General features: G+C 49.2%; 28 protein-coding genes and 2 pseudogenes. 24 read left to right on the forward strand and 6 right to left on the reverse strand.

Annotated elements, in window-relative coordinates; all coding sequences use genetic code 11:
• Window positions 1-84: 84 nt before the first annotated feature.
• A complete protein-coding gene (locus tag ACWWJF_RS20625) occupies window positions 85-327 on the forward strand; it encodes a CII family transcriptional regulator (RefSeq protein ID WP_455868447.1) in 243 nt (80 codons plus the stop codon).
• Window positions 328-1,046: 719 nt separating this feature from the next.
• On the opposite strand, the gene ACWWJF_RS20630 is transcribed toward ACWWJF_RS20625, so the two are convergent.
• Window positions 1,047-1,610 (reverse strand): helix-turn-helix domain-containing protein, encoded by a 564-nt coding sequence (locus tag ACWWJF_RS20630; protein ID WP_455868448.1) that lies wholly within the window; start codon window positions 1,608-1,610, stop codon window positions 1,047-1,049.
• Between the two features lie 143 nt (window positions 1,611-1,753).
• Here ACWWJF_RS20630 and ACWWJF_RS20635 point away from each other — a divergent pair, with 143 nt between their 5' ends.
• The 11 genes from ACWWJF_RS20635 to ACWWJF_RS20685 all read left to right on the forward strand — a co-directional run bounded on the left by ACWWJF_RS20635 (window position 1,754) and on the right by ACWWJF_RS20685 (window position 8,044).
• Window positions 1,754-1,963, forward strand: a complete 210-nt coding sequence (locus ACWWJF_RS20635; protein ID WP_440866682.1) for a transcriptional regulator — start codon at window positions 1,754-1,756, stop codon at window positions 1,961-1,963.
• Between the two features lie 104 nt (window positions 1,964-2,067).
• The gene (locus tag ACWWJF_RS20640) at window positions 2,068-2,346 is read left to right on the forward strand and encodes a CII family transcriptional regulator (protein WP_455868449.1); all 279 of its coding nucleotides are present in this window, start codon (window positions 2,068-2,070) and stop codon (window positions 2,344-2,346) included.
• A gap of 75 nt (window positions 2,347-2,421) precedes the next feature.
• Window positions 2,422-2,754 carry a hypothetical protein gene (locus ACWWJF_RS20645; RefSeq protein WP_455868450.1) on the forward strand — a complete coding sequence of 111 codons (333 nt, stop codon included), beginning with the start codon at window positions 2,422-2,424 and terminating at the stop codon, window positions 2,752-2,754.
• Between the two features lie 286 nt (window positions 2,755-3,040).
• Window positions 3,041-3,550 (forward strand): replication/maintenance protein RepL, encoded by a 510-nt coding sequence (locus ACWWJF_RS20650; protein ID WP_455868451.1) that lies wholly within the window; start codon window positions 3,041-3,043, stop codon window positions 3,548-3,550.
• Window positions 3,551-3,616: 66 nt separating this feature from the next.
• The gene (locus ACWWJF_RS20655) at window positions 3,617-5,272 is read left to right on the forward strand and encodes a DEAD/DEAH box helicase family protein (protein WP_455868452.1); all 1,656 of its coding nucleotides are present in this window, start codon (window positions 3,617-3,619) and stop codon (window positions 5,270-5,272) included.
• Window positions 5,226-6,185, forward strand: a complete 960-nt coding sequence (locus ACWWJF_RS20660; protein ID WP_455868453.1) for a primase-helicase zinc-binding domain-containing protein — start codon at window positions 5,226-5,228, stop codon at window positions 6,183-6,185. Before ACWWJF_RS20655 ends, ACWWJF_RS20660 begins: the two co-directional genes overlap by 47 nt.
• Before the next feature lie 82 nt (window positions 6,186-6,267).
• Window positions 6,268-6,705, forward strand: a complete 438-nt coding sequence (locus tag ACWWJF_RS20665; RefSeq protein ID WP_455868454.1) for a recombination protein NinB — start codon at window positions 6,268-6,270, stop codon at window positions 6,703-6,705.
• A 199-nt stretch (window positions 6,706-6,904) separates the two neighbouring features.
• Window positions 6,905-7,195: a DUF1364 domain-containing protein gene (locus tag ACWWJF_RS20670; RefSeq protein ID WP_455868455.1), complete on the forward strand. Its 291-nt coding sequence runs from the start codon at window positions 6,905-6,907 to the stop codon at window positions 7,193-7,195.
• Entirely contained in the window at window positions 7,192-7,554 is a 363-nt protein-coding gene (locus ACWWJF_RS20675) for a RusA family crossover junction endodeoxyribonuclease (RefSeq protein ID WP_455868456.1), read from the forward strand. Before ACWWJF_RS20670 ends, ACWWJF_RS20675 begins: the two co-directional genes overlap by 4 nt.
• Window positions 7,551-7,709, forward strand: a complete 159-nt coding sequence (locus ACWWJF_RS20680) for a helix-turn-helix domain-containing protein (RefSeq protein ID WP_455868457.1) — start codon at window positions 7,551-7,553, stop codon at window positions 7,707-7,709. The genes ACWWJF_RS20675 and ACWWJF_RS20680 overlap by 4 nt, the downstream gene beginning before the upstream one ends.
• The gene (locus ACWWJF_RS20685; protein WP_455868458.1) at window positions 7,706-8,044 is read left to right on the forward strand and encodes an antiterminator Q family protein; all 339 of its coding nucleotides are present in this window, start codon (window positions 7,706-7,708) and stop codon (window positions 8,042-8,044) included. Before ACWWJF_RS20680 ends, ACWWJF_RS20685 begins: the two co-directional genes overlap by 4 nt.
• 2 nt (window positions 8,045-8,046) lie before the next feature.
• On the opposite strand, the gene ACWWJF_RS20690 is transcribed toward ACWWJF_RS20685, so the two are convergent.
• On the reverse strand, window positions 8,047-8,358 hold the full coding sequence (locus ACWWJF_RS20690; RefSeq protein ID WP_455868459.1) for a hypothetical protein: 312 nt from the start codon (window positions 8,356-8,358) through the stop codon (window positions 8,047-8,049).
• Window positions 8,359-8,677: 319 nt separating this feature from the next.
• Between ACWWJF_RS20690 and ACWWJF_RS20695 the strand changes: the two genes are divergently transcribed.
• Entirely contained in the window at window positions 8,678-9,475 is a 798-nt protein-coding gene (locus tag ACWWJF_RS20695; RefSeq protein ID WP_455868460.1) for an ORF6N domain-containing protein, read from the forward strand.
• Between the two features lie 265 nt (window positions 9,476-9,740).
• Here the strand turns inward: ACWWJF_RS20695 and ACWWJF_RS20700 are convergent, their stop codons facing one another.
• On the reverse strand, window positions 9,741-9,965 hold the full coding sequence (locus tag ACWWJF_RS20700) for a YdiH family protein (protein WP_455868461.1): 225 nt from the start codon (window positions 9,963-9,965) through the stop codon (window positions 9,741-9,743).
• 280 nt (window positions 9,966-10,245) lie between these two features.
• On the opposite strand from ACWWJF_RS20700, the gene ACWWJF_RS20705 reads away from it, so the two are divergent.
• From ACWWJF_RS20705 to ACWWJF_RS20720, 4 genes are all read left to right on the forward strand, one after another.
• Window positions 10,246-10,734, forward strand: a complete 489-nt coding sequence (locus tag ACWWJF_RS20705) for a ricin-type beta-trefoil lectin domain protein (protein ID WP_455868462.1) — start codon at window positions 10,246-10,248, stop codon at window positions 10,732-10,734.
• A gap of 269 nt (window positions 10,735-11,003) precedes the next feature.
• Window positions 11,004-11,336: a phage holin, lambda family gene (locus tag ACWWJF_RS20710; protein ID WP_455868463.1), complete on the forward strand. Its 333-nt coding sequence runs from the start codon at window positions 11,004-11,006 to the stop codon at window positions 11,334-11,336.
• Between the two features lie 2 nt (window positions 11,337-11,338).
• On the forward strand, window positions 11,339-11,788 hold the full coding sequence (locus tag ACWWJF_RS20715) for a lysozyme (RefSeq protein ID WP_455868376.1): 450 nt from the start codon (window positions 11,339-11,341) through the stop codon (window positions 11,786-11,788).
• Between the two features lie 109 nt (window positions 11,789-11,897).
• On the forward strand, window positions 11,898-12,938 hold the full coding sequence (locus ACWWJF_RS20720) for an IS481 family transposase (RefSeq protein ID WP_455868377.1): 1,041 nt from the start codon (window positions 11,898-11,900) through the stop codon (window positions 12,936-12,938).
• Window positions 12,939-12,994: 56 nt separating this feature from the next.
• Here ACWWJF_RS20720 and ACWWJF_RS20725 read toward each other — a convergent pair.
• Window positions 12,995-13,267, reverse strand: a pseudogene (locus ACWWJF_RS20725) (ATP-binding protein); the annotation flags it as partial.
• Window positions 13,268-13,281: 14 nt separating this feature from the next.
• Window positions 13,282-14,811, reverse strand: a complete 1,530-nt coding sequence (gene istA / locus ACWWJF_RS20730) for an IS21 family transposase (protein ID WP_455868378.1) — start codon at window positions 14,809-14,811, stop codon at window positions 13,282-13,284.
• 282 nt (window positions 14,812-15,093) lie between these two features.
• Here istA and ACWWJF_RS20735 point away from each other — a divergent pair, with 282 nt between their 5' ends.
• From ACWWJF_RS20735 to ACWWJF_RS20750, 4 genes are all read left to right on the forward strand, one after another.
• The gene (locus ACWWJF_RS20735; RefSeq protein ID WP_455868379.1) at window positions 15,094-15,783 is read left to right on the forward strand and encodes a Rha family transcriptional regulator; all 690 of its coding nucleotides are present in this window, start codon (window positions 15,094-15,096) and stop codon (window positions 15,781-15,783) included.
• Complete coding sequence (locus ACWWJF_RS20740; RefSeq protein ID WP_455868380.1) at window positions 15,755-16,231, forward strand: hypothetical protein; 477 nt, start codon at window positions 15,755-15,757, stop codon at window positions 16,229-16,231. Before ACWWJF_RS20735 ends, ACWWJF_RS20740 begins: the two co-directional genes overlap by 29 nt.
• On the forward strand, window positions 16,203-16,394 hold the full coding sequence (lysC, locus tag ACWWJF_RS20745; RefSeq protein ID WP_455868381.1) for an Rz1-like lysis system protein LysC: 192 nt from the start codon (window positions 16,203-16,205) through the stop codon (window positions 16,392-16,394). Before ACWWJF_RS20740 ends, lysC begins: the two co-directional genes overlap by 29 nt.
• A gap of 212 nt (window positions 16,395-16,606) precedes the next feature.
• Window positions 16,607-17,140: a phage antirepressor N-terminal domain-containing protein gene (locus tag ACWWJF_RS20750; RefSeq protein WP_455868382.1), complete on the forward strand. Its 534-nt coding sequence runs from the start codon at window positions 16,607-16,609 to the stop codon at window positions 17,138-17,140.
• Window positions 17,141-17,275: 135 nt separating this feature from the next.
• On the opposite strand, the gene ACWWJF_RS20755 is transcribed toward ACWWJF_RS20750, so the two are convergent.
• Window positions 17,276-17,482, reverse strand: coding sequence for a hypothetical protein (locus ACWWJF_RS20755; RefSeq protein WP_455868383.1), 207 nt, complete (start codon window positions 17,480-17,482; stop codon window positions 17,276-17,278).
• A 139-nt stretch (window positions 17,483-17,621) separates the two neighbouring features.
• On the opposite strand from ACWWJF_RS20755, the gene ACWWJF_RS20760 reads away from it, so the two are divergent.
• The 3 genes and pseudogenes from ACWWJF_RS20760 to ACWWJF_RS20770 all read left to right on the forward strand — a co-directional run.
• Window positions 17,622-17,753, forward strand: a complete 132-nt coding sequence (locus tag ACWWJF_RS20760) for a hypothetical protein (protein ID WP_455868384.1) — start codon at window positions 17,622-17,624, stop codon at window positions 17,751-17,753.
• 10 nt (window positions 17,754-17,763) lie between these two features.
• A complete protein-coding gene (locus tag ACWWJF_RS20765) occupies window positions 17,764-17,979 on the forward strand; it encodes a hypothetical protein (RefSeq protein ID WP_455868385.1) in 216 nt (71 codons plus the stop codon).
• A 203-nt stretch (window positions 17,980-18,182) separates the two neighbouring features.
• Window positions 18,183-18,413, forward strand: a pseudogene (locus tag ACWWJF_RS20770) (phage regulatory protein/antirepressor Ant); the annotation flags it as partial.
• Window positions 18,414-18,437 lie beyond the last annotated feature (24 nt).

Consider the following 18,437-nt stretch of genomic DNA (forward strand, 5'->3'; position numbering starts at 1 on the left):
CGTCTGTTGATTACCAAATTACAGGTGCCGTGTATCTACACGCGCATTCAATAACCTGTTTTTTCAACAAGGAAATCATCACAGATGAACCACACAACACAAAGCAAGAAAGCACGTCAGATTGAATCCCAGCTATTGAGCAAGCTGGCGTTATTCGGTCAGAGAAAGTTCGCTGATTTTCTGAACTTAGACGAATCCCAGATAAGCCGGATGAAAGTAGCCAAGGGGAAGGAGAAACATTTTTTCTTTGGGCTGATGAGTTTGGCTCTAGCGATTCTGGAATGGGGAGTTAACGACGACGAGCTAGTGCATCTGGAAAATTTTTAAATTTCATAATTACCTCACTTTTGAGCATGAAACGGATTTTTAGGCTTGCTGCGATGTCCAGCTCGAAAGAGCGCTACATCAGGTATGCATACTGAGCTGCCTGTTTCTTGCTGCTTTCTGTCGCGCAACTGAATTACCAGCTGAGCCAGTACATCAGCCGTTCCGACTCTTTTAAATACCGTAAGTTGGCCTGTAGCTATTGTTTCTTTCTTCTCCGCCCGGTGCGCGATGGCACGAGCTAGATTCTTGTGTCTGTTTCTTGGCATTTGAATTCTCCAACTGGTTAGCTTTGGTGATGATGGCTACACCTGAATAGCGGCGGTGTTTTTCGCACGGTTCTCTCCGCTGCAAGGCGTGTTTTTACACCACACTTTCGTGTCATCATCCCAAAGCAAATCACTTTGGCGGGGTGAATCACCCACAAGTCTATTGTTAAAGAGCACACATCCGTTTGAGTTACCCAGCGTCCTGCTGATGGACTAACTATGCGACAAAGAATAAAATGAATCAATAGAAACTTGCATAAAAAAGTCCATAATGACTTGTTGTTTATAATTCTCCAGAGAATTTATTTTGATTAGATTCTATTGCGGTGTTGTTTATGCTGTGATTTTATACAGTTGCTGTGACGCTGGTGGGGGGGTGTTAATGGGCTCTGTTCTTGATAGGGTTGGTGCGGGTGATTATGTGTATCGCCCCGCACCGAAAGATATGTCGGATTATCTTGATAAGGTGGGTATGTATATTTGTTGTGCAGGACCGCGCAATATTGATTGGTCGGTAATTTTCGCCAGTGGAACCCGCTCATCATCTACTGATAAGAATGATTCTCCGGCTCCATTAAAATGATAGGCAAACACAGATACAACTCCGGCAATAACAGCTACAACCAGATCACCCGTAAGCGGAATCTGGTGTGGATCTACAACAACTATCGCGCCCCTTGGGGCTTTGCTTATGCCAGTGTTTCCAGTCATTACATATGCCTGGTAATGATCTGGTACTTCTGATATCCAGTTGATTGTATTGCCAGTATCACCCTCTGCGTCCCATAGAGATAGTTGTCTTGAGATGTCAACACCCTCTATCCGACCAGATCCATCACCCCAGATATTACCCTGACCGCCGATCAACCAATCTGAACTTACACCCATCGCTACGGCAAGTTTTGGTGAATCCTTAGATGTAGCATTCTCCCCTCGCAGAATTTTGGATATTGTCGATTGAGAAACCCCAGACTTTTTCGCCAATGCGGTCTGGTTCTGGTTCCCTGTTTCTTTCATGGCGAACGCCAGTCTTTCCGATAGTGTTTTCATACTCAGTAAAATAATTCTACAAAGAATATCGTTAAAAGTCCATGTGGACTTGACTATTTCAATTCCCTAAAGCATAATTCATTCTGATTTATGTAAAAGGGAATACCGCTATGAATGCCGTTATCAAAAGGGCTATTGAGATTGCTGGCTCCCAGTCTGAGTTGGCTCGCCGAGTAGGAACGGGCCAGCCATCAATTAGCAAGTGGCTTAAAGGTTCAGAGATAAGCGCACGCTTCATATCCTCGATCGTGATGGCGACTGACGGAAAGATTAGTGCTGCTGAGCTTCTCAACTCAATGGCAAAAGCAAAAAACCAATAATCTTCACCGCTCTTTACAAACTTAACCGGTGGGTGCTTCACCCCCAATAACACAGTGGCACCCCACAGGGTTGTCACGCCTTAACAACAAGGAAAGTATCACAGATGAACCACGCAACACAAAGCAAGAAAGCCGCTCACATCGAGTCGGCATTACTCAACAAGTTAGCCCTGATGGGACAGAAAGCCTTTGCCGCTGCCATGAACGTACCTGAGTACCAGGTTAGTCGCTGGAAGAATGGTCTGTTTCGCCAGGTGAGCATGATGCTGGCCGTGCTGAACTACGGCATTGCCGATGATGAAATGGCTGAGTTAGCCAAACGGCTGGCGGGGTATTTGACCAAAGAAAAAGCCGGTCAGTGGGAGAACACTTTTCCGGCGTAACAAACAACAAAACATTTGATTTGAGAAGGAATTATACATGAAAAACACGAAATTTGTCAATCCAGTCAGGGGGCCATGATGGACCGTTTTGAATACGCCACCCAGGTCATGATGCCGGATAAATTTCATCCTGATGATGGGGCATGGATACGGCAAATGCTGCTGGAACTTCGATACACAACCCGGCTCAAAGTAGCACTGGAATACGCGAATGTTTATCAAAAAATCTGGGAGTCAGAGCCGATTTCCTTCAAAAAGGATAATCAGGCCAGGCATGAAGCCAACACCCGGTTACGTGAATTTGTCCGCAAGTATGCGGCTTACAGTCGGGGGAAAGTGACCACCCCCGAGTGGCTTCAGGACAGCACTAGCCAGAACAAACAGGCCACGCTGACGGTGCCAGGATGAGCACGGTGCTACAGACCTCACCGTTCTGGGCAGGTTCTTTTCTGGCTAGTGTTACTAACCTCATGTTTTCACGGTACAAAAACCTGAAACCCTAAGGTCAAGGTCAACGGCAGATCGAGTCTACGAGTCTGCTGCTATAAGAATAAGAAGTGGCGAATTTTAACGTCATGAAAAATAAAGATATTTTTTCCTAAAATTGACACCCATGTCAGCATACGCGCCATGCATGTCAAAACATTAAAAATCAATAAGTTACAAGAAGCTAAATGTTATAAAAAAGTTATAAATGTTAAAATTGTTAACGAGTATGGGGTTTTATATGAACACGAAGACCGCAAGGCAGATCATCGAAGAAATGGACCTGCCAGAGGGTAAACAGCACAACTTTGTTCAGGTTTATGAGTCTGGATTTGAGCTTCTTAAGTCACTTGGCCGTAAACGAGATTTAGCCACCGTCATGGTCTATCTGCACCTAATCCAGAATGCAGATCGTAACTCTGGCGCAACTTACAGTGATGTTGAATCTATGGCCAAAGATACCGGCCTATCCGGTCGCAGTGTTTACCGCGCAATAAAAATCCTGACAAACGCGGGTCATCTGCGGAGTCGTTACAAAAACCTTTTCGAGATAAACCCGGAGGGGTCATGGAAGGGGTACACCAAACGTAAAAATAACGCGATGTTCATGATGAGCGACGAAAAGGCGATGAGCAAAGGCGTAAGGCTGCGGCTAAATCCTGGAAGTAAACACGCGAAAGCCATCACTGTTCCAGCGACGTTTGAACCTGTATTTTAAAAGAACGCCCTGTTCTGACGACTTGACGGGACTCAGAACAGGCAAACAACAAGGAATGCATTAACGATGTTAACCATAACACTAAAAACCCGGCAGGTAACAGCATTAAATTTGCTGCGCCAGCACTGGAAGCAGCAACGTACCCTGCTACTTTCTGCACCAGTCGGGTTCGGTAAGACCGCGATATCGGCATTCATCACCGACGGTTTTGTCAGTCGCGGCCTTCGCGTGATGTTTGTCGCCCCGTTCACCGTGTTGCTTGACCAGACGGCGACCCGCTTTGTTGCATACGGCCTGCCTGCCGATGAAATCAGCTATGTGTGGCGTGACCATCCGTTGCATGATCCCGATAAGCTGGTACAGATTGCCAGTGCTGACACCCTGATACGCCGACCGTTTCCGGACAATATTGATTTACTGATTGTTGATGAAGCCCATATGCGGCGCAAAAAGCTGCTGGAAATCATCCGGGATACCGATATCAAGGTGGTAGGGTTATCGGGTACACCTTTCGCGGCCTGGATGGGAAAATACTACGAGAAGCTCATCAAGCCCACCACGATGCGTGAGTTGATAAGCCTCGGGGATTTAAGCCCGTATGAGTTCTACGCACCAGATCGTCCAGATGTGAGCGGCGTCAGGACATCGAATCTGGCCGCTTATGGGCAGGACTACAACGAGGAGCAACTGGCGGTCATCATGGGGGATGCCACGCTGGTTGGCAACATTGTACGCAACTGGCTGGAAAACGGCGAAGACAGGCCAACGGTCTGTTTTTGCGTTAATGTCAGTCATGCTAACTATGTCACACGAGAGTTTATAAAATCTGGCGTGAATGCTGAAGTGATGACCGCGGATACGCCGCATGATGAACGTCAGTTAATCATTACCCGGTTTGAAACCGGCGCAACGAAAGTCATCGTCAATGTTGGCGTACTGGTAGCCGGTTTTGACAGTGATGTGCGTTGCATCATTTACGCACGCCCGACGAAGTCTGAGATACGCTGGGTCCAATGTCTGGGGCGGGGGCTTCGCACCGCTTCAGGCAAAGAAAAATGCATTATCTTCGATCACTCGGGCAGTGTTCACCGGCTGGGTTTTCCCGATGAAATCGAGTACGACGCATTGCCGGCTTCCTCCGATGGGATGTGCTCCCAGACAAATAACCGTCAGCGCCCAGAAAAATCTGACAAGCCGAAAGCCTGCACGCAGTGCCATTACATGAAGCCTGCGGGTGTTTATGTTTGCCCTAAATGCGGTTTCAAGCCACTGGGTGGGGAAGATGTGCCTGTTGACGAAAGTCGGGGATTGACGAAGCTGAATGGCAAGATGCGGATTTATACTCGCGATGAGAAGCAGGCGTGGTGGAGTCAGATAAAATTCTACCAGCGGTCGTGCGAATATGCCGGAAAGCCACTGAGTGATGGATGGTGTAGCCATCTGTTCCGCGACAAGTTTGGTCACTGGCCCCGAAACCTGCACGATACCCCACAAGATATCTCTCCCGAAGTACTGAATTTCATCAAATCACGCCAAATCGCCTTTGCCAAAGGACGCGCCCGTCAGGTTGATACCCATGACAATGCGCCTTCGCGTCCAGCAGACGTGGAGGGTGAGAAAAGCACTACGCAACATATCATTGATATGCGTGAAGCATTATTGAGGAGAAAACCCCATGAAAACCATCGACGCGGTGATTGGGCGATGGGCGGAGATATTTAATTATTATGGCCTGCCCCCCATTGCCGGAAAAAAACATTATCAGGGTGATTGTCCAATATGCGGAAGAAAGGGCAAGTTCAGAATAGACAACAAGGAGGCTCGCGGCGAATGGATTTGTACTTGCGGGGCGGGAGATGGCTGGAAACTGCTTGAGTTAACGCAAGAAAAGGATTTCAAGACACTCGCAAGAGAGATAGACCGGCTTATAGGCAATACCTACCAACCGCAACAGCAGCAAACATTACAGCCGGTAAAGGAATTTCGAACACGGGTAATCAGTAGATTTTCCACGCTTCTTCCCCTCAGAAATACCGACGCACAGCACTATTTCTCCAGCCGGGGAATTCACGAGTTACCCGTCAGTCATCTTCGATTCAATCCGCATGAGACAACCCATGACGGCGTTTTTCAGTCATTGTGGGCGATGGCAACGGATGACAAGGGGGCAGGATGTTATCTGCACAGGACACTTCTTGATAACGCCAGAAAAGCCTCGATTACGGTAAATAAAAAAATGTCGAAGCTCCAGGAGGATAACTACCTCAATTTTGCAGGCTCAGTCGCTATCAGAATGTTCCCGGTATCGACCACGCTGGGGGTAGCCGAGGGAATAGAAACCGCGCTTTCCTGTAAACAACTGTATGGATGCAATACATGGTCAACGCTTAATGCAGGTTTTCTTCGCAAGTTCAGGGCACCAAAGGGGGTAAGGCATTTAATTATTTTTGCCGACACAGACCCTAATGGTGCGGGACTTGCGGCAGCGTTTGAGTGTGGGCACAGAAATATGCTTCATAACAATGACGTTGAACTGGTCAGCATACGTTGGCCGCAATCGGGAGATTTTAATGACATGCTTCAGAATGGCGCAAAGGTCTATCAGCAGCAATTAAGAAAAACGGAGGCGGCATGACAGCATATCTAACAGAATTAATCGTGGGGCTGCTGGCAATGGCAGCCCTTTTTGTTTGGGTGGGTAAATTCAGGAGTCGGTGATGGATAAAACACGCTTCCTGCTGCGTGATGAGCGAATACGAAAAAACTTGAAAGCGTTTATTGATTCCCTGCCCACCGACCCACACCGCCCCCTCGAAATCACCATCAACGATGCTAAACGGACATTGCCGCAGAACGACCTGTTCCATGCGTTATGCACCGATGTTTCGCGTCAGGTGGTGTGGGCCGATAAACCGCGCCCGCTGCTGGACTGGAAGGCGCTGTTTGTTTCGGGACATGCCATCGCTACTGGCAGGCCGGGGGAGGTGGTTACGGGGCTGGAGGGGGCGTTTTGCAGCCTCCGCGAGAGCACGGCTCAGATGGGCGTAAAGCGCATGAACAGTTTGATTGAGTACGCCCAGGCCTGGGCGGTCGGCAACGGCGTCAGGCTGCGCGAGGTGCGTTATTCAGGGGATTATTTCGGGAGAGTCGGATGAAGAAAACCAGTTTCAGGTACGACGGGTTAACCGGTGAAGAGGCCGCTCACCTTGTCAGGCATTACGAAGACAAGGGTTATCGCGCTGTCAGGTCACTGAGCAGCGACCCGAAATACTGGGATGTCGTCGTCACCCTTCCTGAACAGCAGTACCTCAAACCAACGCCACGCTCAATGGTTAACAGGATGTGGAGGTAGATATGGCGAATCTTGGAAAAGAGGCCAGAGGCCGAGAGTGTCAGGTGAGGCTCTCGGGTATCTGTAACGGCAACGCGGAAACTGTAGTGCTGGCCCATTACCGAATGTCCGGCATTTGCGGCACCGGAATGAAGCCTGATGACCTTTTTGGCGCATGGGCCTGTTCTGCCTGTCACGATGAAATCGACCGCCGTACGCGTATCACCGATGCCGACTATGCCGGGCTGCATCATCTGGAAGGCGTCATGCGCACACAGGCGATTTTACTGGCGCAGGGGAAGATTAAGCGATGACCGAATATCACCTGAAACTACCGTGGCCTCCCAGCCTAAACACCTACTGGTGGCACGCACGACATCGGCACTACATCAGCGAGAAAGGCAAAGCATACCGACAAAGCATCATCCAGATAATCCAGCAGCAACACCTCGATATCAACACTCCCGCAAGACTGAAAATCGCCATCATCGCCAACGCTCCAGACAAACGACGCCGTGACCTCGACAACCTGCAAAAGGCGGTTTTCGATTCGCTCACTCACGTTGGATTCATGCAGGACGACGAACAGATAGATGATTTCAGGGTAAAGCGTGGTGAGCGGGTGAAGGGTGGCGGTCTGGATATCGTCATCACTGAATTGGTGGTGACATGAGAAAACGAGTGCAACTCACGGCGCAAGATATCCCGCTTATCCGTGCGCTGCTGGCCTCCGGTATGCCGGTGGCGGAGGTGGCGAGGAAATTCGAGACCAGCAAGCAGCATATCTACAGCATCAGGAACGGAAAAAACTGGGGGACGGTGAAATGAGAGATATTCGATACCTGTTGACGGCATGGGGAAACTGGAGCGGCTCACGCATTGGCACCGAGTACAAGGCAGCATGGCCAATCGCCACGGCAAGCAGCGATATCCGGCCCATGCTGTCCGATGCCGACGGTGAGACAGTTGACCGGGCGGTAGGGAGACTGAAGCACTTCGACCCGCTGGGCTACGATATCGTGGTAGCGTATTACAAGGGCAAGGTGTCGTGCAGGGCGATAGGCCAGGAGTTAGGGAAGCCCACCTACTACATCACAGGCTTCCTTGCTCGCGCCGAGGCTTACATAGCGGGTAGAGTTGCCGATCTTTTGGAAGTGGCCTGATGTTAGACTGAGGCTACAAAAAACGCCTTAATAATCAGTGAGACGACGCCAGCAATAAGTGCGCTAAGCATCCAGCGGATGAGTTTTTGTTCGGAACGAATACCTGCCATTTCAAGCTGCAAATCTTTGCGAACATCAGTGATTTGAAATGTTAAATCTTTACGAACGTCTTCAAGGTCACGTGTTGTGGCTACATCGGCCACTTCGTGAGACTTTCGGACAGCAATAGAAATAGCCTTAGCTTGGTCTTTGGGCAACCCGGCGTTTTCTAGCGTTTCTACGAACTCTTGAGTATCAAATGCAACTTGGCCCATGGGAAATCCTCCTGTTTTAATCCAAGTGTAAGCGATCTGACCGCTAATCTGCAAAATTTTGCAAGTTCGGTTTGACAAGCTCGCAAAACCTATCGTAGGCTGACCGCACTGGAACCAATAAGCGGTCATCCGCACCCGATAGCCATGCGGCTTTTTTATGCCCGTAAAACGGCGTAATCACATCCGAAGGCCGGGTGGAGAGGCGTAATACAATACCCGAGAGGGGAATATGCCCGGAGCGTCTTATTGGGCTCTAGTTGACACCTGGCTACCAGCTACTAACTGGTGACCATGACTAAAACCAATAAGGAGGCCAATTATGGCTAATCATATCTCTACTGAATCTATCCCTGTGGTTCTATTCCAGAATATTCCAGTTGTTACTACGGAGTTACTCGCGAAGTTGTATGGTACCGAGCCAGATTACATCCGTAAAAATTACAGTCGAAATACGGAACGCTTTATTTCTGGGAAGCACTATTTCATGCTTGAGGAGCAGCAGTTACGAGACTTCAAGCACAGCATGTCTTTAAGACCTTCTGTGAAAATAGCCCCCAATGTTCGCAGCCTCATCCTGTGGACAGAGCGAGGGGCGGCCAGGCACGCCAAGATGCTTGAGACCGATCAGGCATGGAAAGTGTTCGAGCAACTGGAAGATTGCTACTTTAACAGTGAATGCGCTAACCATAAGCAACGCTACCAACCCGAAGTACGAGAGCCACTAACCGCCGACGATACATCCCATTTAGCTCGGCTTATCTGGGGCATGGCTAACGGCTTCCGATTTGGGCGCTCATGGAGCAATGCCATATGGCATGCACTGCGTTATGCGGCTGGCGTTTCGTCCCCACAGCATTTTGGCGTGAGTCATATCCCGATCCTCGCGGAAGAGTGCCAACGCATTTACAGTTTCACTAATGCGCTAAAAGAGGTCATGTGCGACGCTGAAAAGCAAGCTGTCCGGCGAGTGCTCAAGAATCGGGAGGATGCGGATGCTGTAGTATCAGAAATGAAGCAGTTGCTTGATGAAACCAATCAATCGCACAATCTGTTGCTGACGAATACATTGGCGCGATGGCAACAAGCGGATATCCAGCACTTTCTACAGCGGCATTGACGGGACTGAGGCTAAATAACTGATCAAACGATCAGTGAAACGCTTGACTGTTATAACGTTATAACACATAATACCCCCATTCTGCGACAGGAGCGCGCAGGACATGAAGCCTCAACTCCCTCTGGTGGTTGGGGCTTTTGTCTATTGACAGCGCATGATTGCTGAATAAAATCATCGGGTCTCACATCTAAATTTGTTGTTCCCTCTATATCAGTTTGGTACAGATGTGCGATAGGGCCCCGGTTAATGCCGGGGCTTTTCTTTTCTAGCGGTTTCCTCGCTGGCCATCGGCTTTGCATTTTGGGCAGAAGCGCGATAAAAACTCGCAAAGCCCTGTGGTTTTATCATTGGAGCATGATGAGTGAAGTAATGTGCTGAATTCTGATTCCAATTGTTCAAATTTCTTCAGGTAATCGGTAGGGCTTAGCTCCTCGGACAGTCTGCGAAGATATTCAAACGCAAGTTGGCGGGCTGTTGGTTTATTGTTCATGGCGATGTCCTTTTCGTTATGGGTAGGCAGTCTGATAAGTACTGGTAACTCAAGTTAAGCATAATTCGTGTTTGACGCATTTTTCAAGGCTACGCTCCGGCGTGGCCTTTTTTCTGACCGACAGCCACCCTAGACGAGGTGGAGCGATGAAATCTATGGAAAAATACACCACCGGCTCCGCCTAAAGCTGAAGCCTTACTGCGTGCCTCCGTGGTGATTTTTTATACACTGACGGAGTTTCATTAAACACATTAACATAAGGAAAATTGCAATGAAAAAAATGAAACTGGCAATACTGACTACCTGTCTCTGCCTCTCGGTGCCGGTGTCTTTTAGCGCCTTGGTCGCATCTGATGTCACCGAAAATATAATGACGGGAGCACAGGTTCACACCGTGACCCAAACGGTCAAATCGGGTTTTATCTCAATAGCGAATGGTCGTAATTGCGCAGTAGCAAGTGCAGATAATCATAGTAGCATTCTGTCGCCTTGCCCATCGCAACCGTCTCAGCCAGAAGAAATTATCACGGTCTATTATATTGAGCTGCAAAATGGCATGTGTTTAGAGGACAGGGGCGGTAGCACAGTGGCGTTAAAAAGATGCCGTATTGGTGACGGCAAGCAGCAGTGGAAAAGGGGGGTTAACGCAGGAACTGAGTTGAAAAATGTGGTGACCGGAAAATGTCTTACCACTCAAGGGTTAAACAAGCAATTGAAAGTGGCGTCCTGTAACGGCTCGCCGGCTCAGTATTGGAAACTGCCTCAGTAACCCACAACCCATGATGAGATGAAGGCTGCCTTAGGGTCATATCGTTATACACATCTTTCTAACGCACTGTTTAATCAATGAGTTACGGGTTTATCTCAGAGTGGCATTTTGAACCTCAAAAAGCCAATGGGATGGCTTGAATGCCTTAATTCACGGGGTTCTGAGCATCCTGTTCAAAAAATGGCCAAAAGATGTGTATAACGATATGCCTTAGGGTGGCCTTTTTCCTTACTGTTTTGTTTAAAATCCGCCCTAAGTAAGCCGTCAATATGCCTGAAAAAGAGCCTGCATTCTGGTACGCCTTTATCAACTGGATACAACGTCATCAGACTGAATTTGGCTATGCGACGCTGGCGGCCTTGTTTTCTTTTTTGCGCAACGCGTGTGTCAAAAGTTCATGGAGTCGACGCTTATTCGATGCGATGTCATGCAGTGCCCTGGCATTCTTTGTCAAACCCTTACTGAGTCTGGTTGAAAATATTTTTAACTGGTCCTTACCTGACGCGACACCAGAATTACTAGCAATTTATATTGGTTATGTGGGAACAGATTATATCCGTGAGCGCATAAAGGCGTTTACACGACATAGGGATCTGAAGTAACGATGCAAATGAGTTCGCAAGGATTAGCACGGATAAAGGCGTTTGAGGGCATTAAGCTCAATGCCTATCAATGCAGCGCTGAAAAATGGACTGTCGGCTACGGGCATACCACCGGCGTCAAGGCAGAGGATGTTATTACGCCAGCGCAGGCGGACACTTTTCTGCGTGACGATATCGACGCTGTGGTTGAAGAGCTGAATGCCTTGATAACCGTGCCGGTGAGCCAGAATCAGTTTGATGCATTGTGTTCACTGGTTTTCAATATCGGCATCGGGGCTTTTGGCACTTCGACGTTGCTTAAGAAGCTGAATGAAGGTGATTACTCTGGTGCAGCGGCAGAGTTTCCCAAATGGTGCCATGTCACCGTCAAGGGTAAAAAATTACCGCTGCCCGGCTTGATTAAGCGCCGCCAGGAAGAGAAAGCTCTGTTTGAATCAGTGATTAATAACTGAATTAAAGTGTATTAGTCGCGACTTGATCTGACACTGGACCTTGAAAGGTTGAGAGTTACCGGTTTTGATATGGGTGTCGAATCCTTATACAAAACACGAGGTAACTCTCATGCTTCATACTAACAATCCCATCATCAAACACAAAGCCGGCCTGCTCAATCTCGCCGAAGAACTCGGTAACGTATCAAAAGCCTGTAAAATCATGGGGGTGTCACGCGACACGTTTTATCGCTATCAGGAACTGGCGGCAGAAGGCGGCATTGACGCTCTGGTTAACCAAAACCGCCGGGTTCCCAACCTGAAAAACCGTGCTGATGAAGCCACTGAACGTGCGGTTGTTGATTACGCCATTGAGTTCCCGGCTCATGGCCAGCACCGGACCAGTAATGAGCTGCGTAAAAAAGGCGTCTTCATTTCTGGCAGCGGTGTGCGCTCCATCTGGCAACGACACGATCTGGAAAACTTTCGTAAGCGCCTGAAGGCACTTGAGGAAAAAGTTGCCAGAGAAGGCATTGTACTTACTGATGCTCAAATCGCTGCACTGGAGAAGAAGGTGCACGACGACGAAGCCTGTGGTGAAATAGAGACTGCTCACCCGGGTTATCTGGGGTCGCAGGACACCTTCTACGTGGGTAATCTGAAAGGTGTTGGCCGTATCTACCAGCAGACGTTCGTGGATACGTACTCGAAAGTGGCGCACTGCAAGCTTTACACGAGTAAAGCACCGATCTCTGCCGCCGACCTGCTCAATGATCGCGTGCTGCCGTTCTACGAAGCTCAGGGGCTGCCAATGCTAAGAATACTGACGGACAGGGGGACGGAGTACTGCGGTAAAGTGGAACAACATGACTATCAGCTGTACTTGGCTATCAACGATATAGACCATACGAAAACGAAAGCGATGTCTCCGCAGACAAACGGTATCTGCGAGCGCTTCCATAAAACTATTTTGCAGGATTTTTATCAGGTTGCGTTCCGTAAGAAGTTATACGAGGACCTAGAAAGTCTACAAAAGGATCTGGACAACTGGTTGTGGCATTACAATAATGAGCGAACTCATCAGGGTAAAATGTGCTGCGGGCGTACGCCAATGGCCGCGTTACTTGATGGTAAACGAGTCTGGGCAGAAAAAAATCTGAACCAGATTTAATCTGACAGACACCTGTATAAATAACCGGTAACTGTTAGATCAGGTCTGAGCTAATACAGAAGCTCGCGCATCTGTTCGGCCTTTAACCCTCGGGAGACCGGATAGTACATACCCTCAGGGGTTGCACCGTGGCGCAACCGTGCCTGCTTTCTCAACCGCCCAACACGGCTGTTTTCACGATTCAGTAGCTCTTCTTCGACAAGTAACCCCAGGCGTTCTGCGAACCCCAGCTCATTGTATGTACCAGGTGCCTCACGCTGGCGTATCATGCCATCGGCCATTGCCGACAGCTTCAGCGTTCTAAGTTTGGTTAGCAGGTCATCAGTCATAACGACTCCCTTTTTCAGTGGTAATATTTTGGACCACGCAGATTCTCGTGCTCCAGTGGAAGCTGTAACTCTCTATTTCCTTTAACTGTTTCTCCGATGCCCTCCCTGTTGTGACGCAGCAGATTCTCGATAAAACGCCTTTCCGGATGGTTCAGCCCGCAGGCCTTGTCACAGGCTTTTTCCAGCCGTTCGGCACCGTATTTTTTCTGGAGCGACAGTAGGCCGAGAACAGCCCGATAAGCCTGCTCAGGATGATTCTTCGCGTTTAGCATCGCTTCCACCACCTGCCAGGTCGCCTTGCCGGTTCTCGCGGCATTATCCAGCAGCTTTTCAGGTGTCCAGCTGCTGTGCCCGCGGTGATTGACCGGCATGTGTGCCGGATTCGTGCTGTGGCTGTACTGCCGATCGCTGCGAGGGTGCTGAGCCACGCAGCGGCCCTTATGCCAGACCTGGACCAACGTCTGACCCGCTTTTACCGACAGCCTTTCACCAACCAGCTCATGGGGAACGGAGTACCAGTGGCGGTCGTATTCGACGTGATAGTCAGGAGCGACCTTCACCGCACGGTATTCGGTGTATTCATAGGGCATGGCTGGCAACGGCTGCAGGCACGGCGCATCGAGCAGCGCAAAGCGCTGCGCTCGGCTCTGGCCCCCATAACCTTTCATTGGCCGGTTATTCAGCTCGGTCATCAGCTCACTGAGCCTGACGTTGAGCGCATGCATCGTATGGAAGGTTTCATTGCGTATTCGCGCCAGGAGCCACCTTTCGACCAGCAGGACGCCGTTTTCCACTTTGGCCTTGTCTTTCGGTTTGTAGGGTCTGGCTGGCATCACTACCGTGCTGTAATGCGAGGCCAAAGACTGATAGCTGTCGTTGATGACCGGCTCGTAGCGATCTGCTTTGCTCACCGCGCTACGCAGATTATCGGGTACCAGCAGGGCTGGAACGCCGCCGAGGAAGGTCAGGCAGTGGCTGTTAGCATTCAGCCAGCTCATCATGTCCTGACCGGGGCAGGCTTCTGCATAGGTATAATTTGACGCTCCCATGACAGCGACGAAGATGGCGACCCGGCGCACATTTCCCGTATCGGGGTCGGATACCGGCACCGTGGGCCCGCAGAAGTCGATGAACAGCTTCTCACCGGCACGGTGGGTCTGGCGCATCGAGCGTTTCTGGCATTTCTTCCATTGGCGATAACAACGGCAGAACTGAGAGTAGCCCAGCGCCATTTCTCCGGTTTCGGTGCTGTATTCTATCCACAACAGCTGCCTGGTAACCCCTGGCCGTCTTAGCTCGGTATCGATATACAGCCAGTCTGGCGCGATAAGCTCCGAGGTGCGCATTCTGCGGGTGGGGAACAGCATCTTTTCCAGTTTTTCTGGCAAGAGCGCATCAGGCAATGGCCACGACAGCGATGCGGCGGTAAAACGGGAGAGCACCTCATAAACTGTGGAAGGGCTGACCCTAAGAGCAGCGGCGATGGTGCGATTAGACTGGTTGCACTCAAATTTGAGTTTGAAGATCTGAAGACAAGTCTCCATGGGACTCCTGCTTTTTCTCTTTCTGGCCATCGTTATCTCCATTTCAGTAGAAACTGCGAACGGAGAGGAGGTTAGAAGAGTTAAGTCCCGGAGTGATCGATACGACGCGAATCAGTGATCGACCTTAGATGCGAAATCGTGATCGATTGTCATGCGAATCACTGATCGATCACGATGCGAATATGCAATATGAGCCTGAGACAGAGTGGCGGTTTCATCGCTAACCACTCTTGGGCCACTCATGTCTACGAGGCAGGCTCTATCATCAAAAGGAAATAAGCGATGCAATTAGTGGAAATAAAGAAATTTGATCTTGTAGCGAATACTATGGCGATTGCTGAGGGTGTTGAGAAAGATCATGACACCATTATCAAGCTTGTTGACCGTAACAAAGCCGATCTGGAAGAGTTCGGGCCACTCGGATTTGAAATCCGTATGGTTGAAAGAAGTCAAGGTGGTGGCAAGCCTCTTCGTATTGCATTTCTCTACGAGCAGCAAACTACACTCTTAATTACCTACATGCGCAATAATGATGCCGTTCGTGTATTCAAGAAGAAGCTGGTTTCCGAGTTCTTCCGTATGCGCAAGGCATTAGCGGGCAAGAAGATGGATCGCAATATTGCCAGGCTTGAGTACAAGCCAATGACTGATGCTATCAAGCATGAGCGCGAGGCACATGGCAAGACGATTGCCCCACACCATTTCAGCAACGAGGCCGACCTGATTAACCGGATAGCACTTGATATGACGGCGGTTAAATTCCGTGTTCATCACGAAATAGGTAAGCAGGAGAGTATCCGCGACTACCTGCCCCCTGAGCAGATTCACTGCATTACCGAACTGCAACGCGCCAACACGGTATTCATTGGTATGGGATGGGACTTTGAGCAACGCAAGGCCACGCTGATGGGAATATTTAACAAAAACCATCGCCAACCGCTGATTGAAGAGCAGTACAGACTGGCAGCATGATGCGCTGGAAACTTATTTGGGTGATTGCTGCCTTGCTGGCATTGATGACCGGCGCGGCGAAGGAAGAGTCACTATGTCTATCAGGGATACCGTAATCGCTATTTTGCTTGCTCTCATTGCTATGCTGTCATTCGGCGTCTACTACTACCACGACGCGTACAGTGATAAAACGGAAGACCTCGAAGCAGCAGCGCGGAAACAACAGCAGGCCGAAACTATCGCTGGAAATGTGATCCAGTCAATGCGTATCTTCAACGCCATCACGCGGGCCAATCACGATGAAAAACAGCAGATACAGCGGCGGTCTGAAACTACCGTGGTTTACATTCGTGAAAAGTTATCGACTGATGAGTGTGCTAGTCGGCCTGTTCCTGATGATGTCGTTAGCAAGCTGCGAGAGCACGCGGACAGAATTCGTAATGGCTCCAGTAGTCCCCATCCCCGCTGAACTTTTACAGGACTGTCCAGCACCAAAAATTCCGTATCAAATGAACTACGGCAAGAGTGTAGCGCTGAATGAAGAACTGCTGACCGTTATTGAGAAGTGTAACGCCGACAAGCGAAGCATTCGTGAAATCGAAGGATCCGGGAAGAATTTACCTGCCAAGTAGCTGTGCAACTCTGTGAAGAAGTGGCAAGGCTGCGAAACCAAACAATGATCCTCGGCACCGTCCGGGGTTTTTTTTCGCCTGCGCTTCATACGCGCATATCAACAAACCCTGAGGCTATTCACAAAAGCGACCTTGGAGAACGCCAGTAATTGGTGTGCTCAGGGGCTGGCTGTTCGTGTGATCTAAGGTCTCTTTTTTGAAGGTAAACACCAATGAACAAGATGATCGTTACTGCAACATTTTACGGCACGGAACTTTACGTTATTGAGCACAATGGCGAGCCTCATGTGCCAATGAAACCCATTGTTGAAGGCATGGGGATGACTTGGCAGTCTCAATTAGAGAAGTTAAAACAACGCTTTAAATCAACTGTAACGGAAATCGTTATAGTTGCTTCTGATGGCAAGGAGAGAAAAATGGCTTGCCTTCCTTTGCGCAAACTTGCTGGATGGCTCCGTACCATCTATCCCAATAAGGTCAAGCCCGAAATCCGTGACAAAGTGGTTCAGTATCAAGAGGAGTGTGATGACGTGCTCTATGAATACTGGACAAAAGGACAAGTCATTAATCCCCGTAAGCGTAGCGTTATGCAAGAACTCAATGCAGCTTGCGCTGAATTAAAAAGTGACAAAGCCGTTGCTAGCGTGTTTGGCACGGGATTGAACGAGTGGAAAGGCATCAAGGCAGCACATGCGAAGAAAATTAAAGTGCTGATTGAAGAAGCTCAATTGTTGCTGACATTTTAAGGGGGAGACCATGAGCAATATTCCTGCTCCCGAATGCTTTTGCTGGCGCGTCGCGGATGCCTACATGTACCACCTGATGGCAACTAACCGTCGCCCGGTATACCGCTATCAGGCTGGTGATATCGAAGTCTGCCGCTATTTTCTTTGTGGTTTCCTTGATGACCACTTATCGAAAATATCGCCGCCGAAAAGGGCTGCATTTTGTCTTCGTTTGCTTGAGCCGTTTACTTTGACACCTGATCCTCGCGCCATCATCTGTGGGGGTAAAGCCATATCGTTATACACATCTTTTGGCCATTTTTTGAACAGGATGCTCAGAACCCCGTGAATTAAGGCATTCAAGCCATCCCATTGGCTTTTTGAGGTTCAAAATGCCACTCTGAGATAAACCCGTAACTCATTGATTAAACAGTGCGTTAGAAAGATGTGTATAACGATATGGGGTAAAGCCCCTATGTTGAATCGTCGAGGTGTCCGGTACATGAATGCATTAATGCACCAATACGGGGATACCCTAATGGATGTCGGCGTTAAAGATGAGCGAGGAGTGCTTGTTTTACCACCAGAAAGCGACTGGGCAAACCTGAAATTCAGCGATGTCTTGTTTGAATAAGGGAAGCCGAATGAAAGACTACACGCCATTCATTGAAAAGCATGTGGTCGCTGAACTGGTGAAACAGGGCTATGAGCCATCGGTTGCCCTGAAGGGGGCAGACAGGGCGATAGACCACTACCGCTGTTCAAGCTCAGCATCAGGGAAGGGGAAGATGTTTGACGATTGCTTTCGCATAGCAAAGGCATGGGCGATGAAGTACCAGCCGAAAACCAAAAATCGATAAGCCTCGTATCTCGCGGGACTTTTTTTCGCCTGTAGTCAATCAAACCGTGCATTCGCGTGCACTTCACTAGAGAGCTTTCCGTCGTGTGAGTCTGAGATAGGGCGGTGGATCACATCGTTCCGCTCTCGGCTGCCCATGTCTACGCGAACAGGCTCGCACCACAGAAGGGAAATACGCTGCAATATCCCGTTAATGATCAATCAATGTCCATGACCAGCCTTGAAATAGCTGATCTGGTAGAAAAGCGGCACGACAACGTTAAGCGCACCATCGAAACGCTGATAGAAAAAAGCGTAATAGCGTCTCCTCAAGTTGAGGAAAAGCCAACTGCCGGGCGTCCGATGTTGATTTACGTTTTTGAAGGGGAGCAGGGTAAGCGCGATAGCATTGTTGTAGTCGCTCAACTGTCCCCGGAGTTCACTGCTAAACAAATCCACACGGTAGCCAACTGTCCTAAC

The sequence above is a fragment of the Symbiopectobacterium sp. Eva_TO genome (assembly GCF_053848865.1).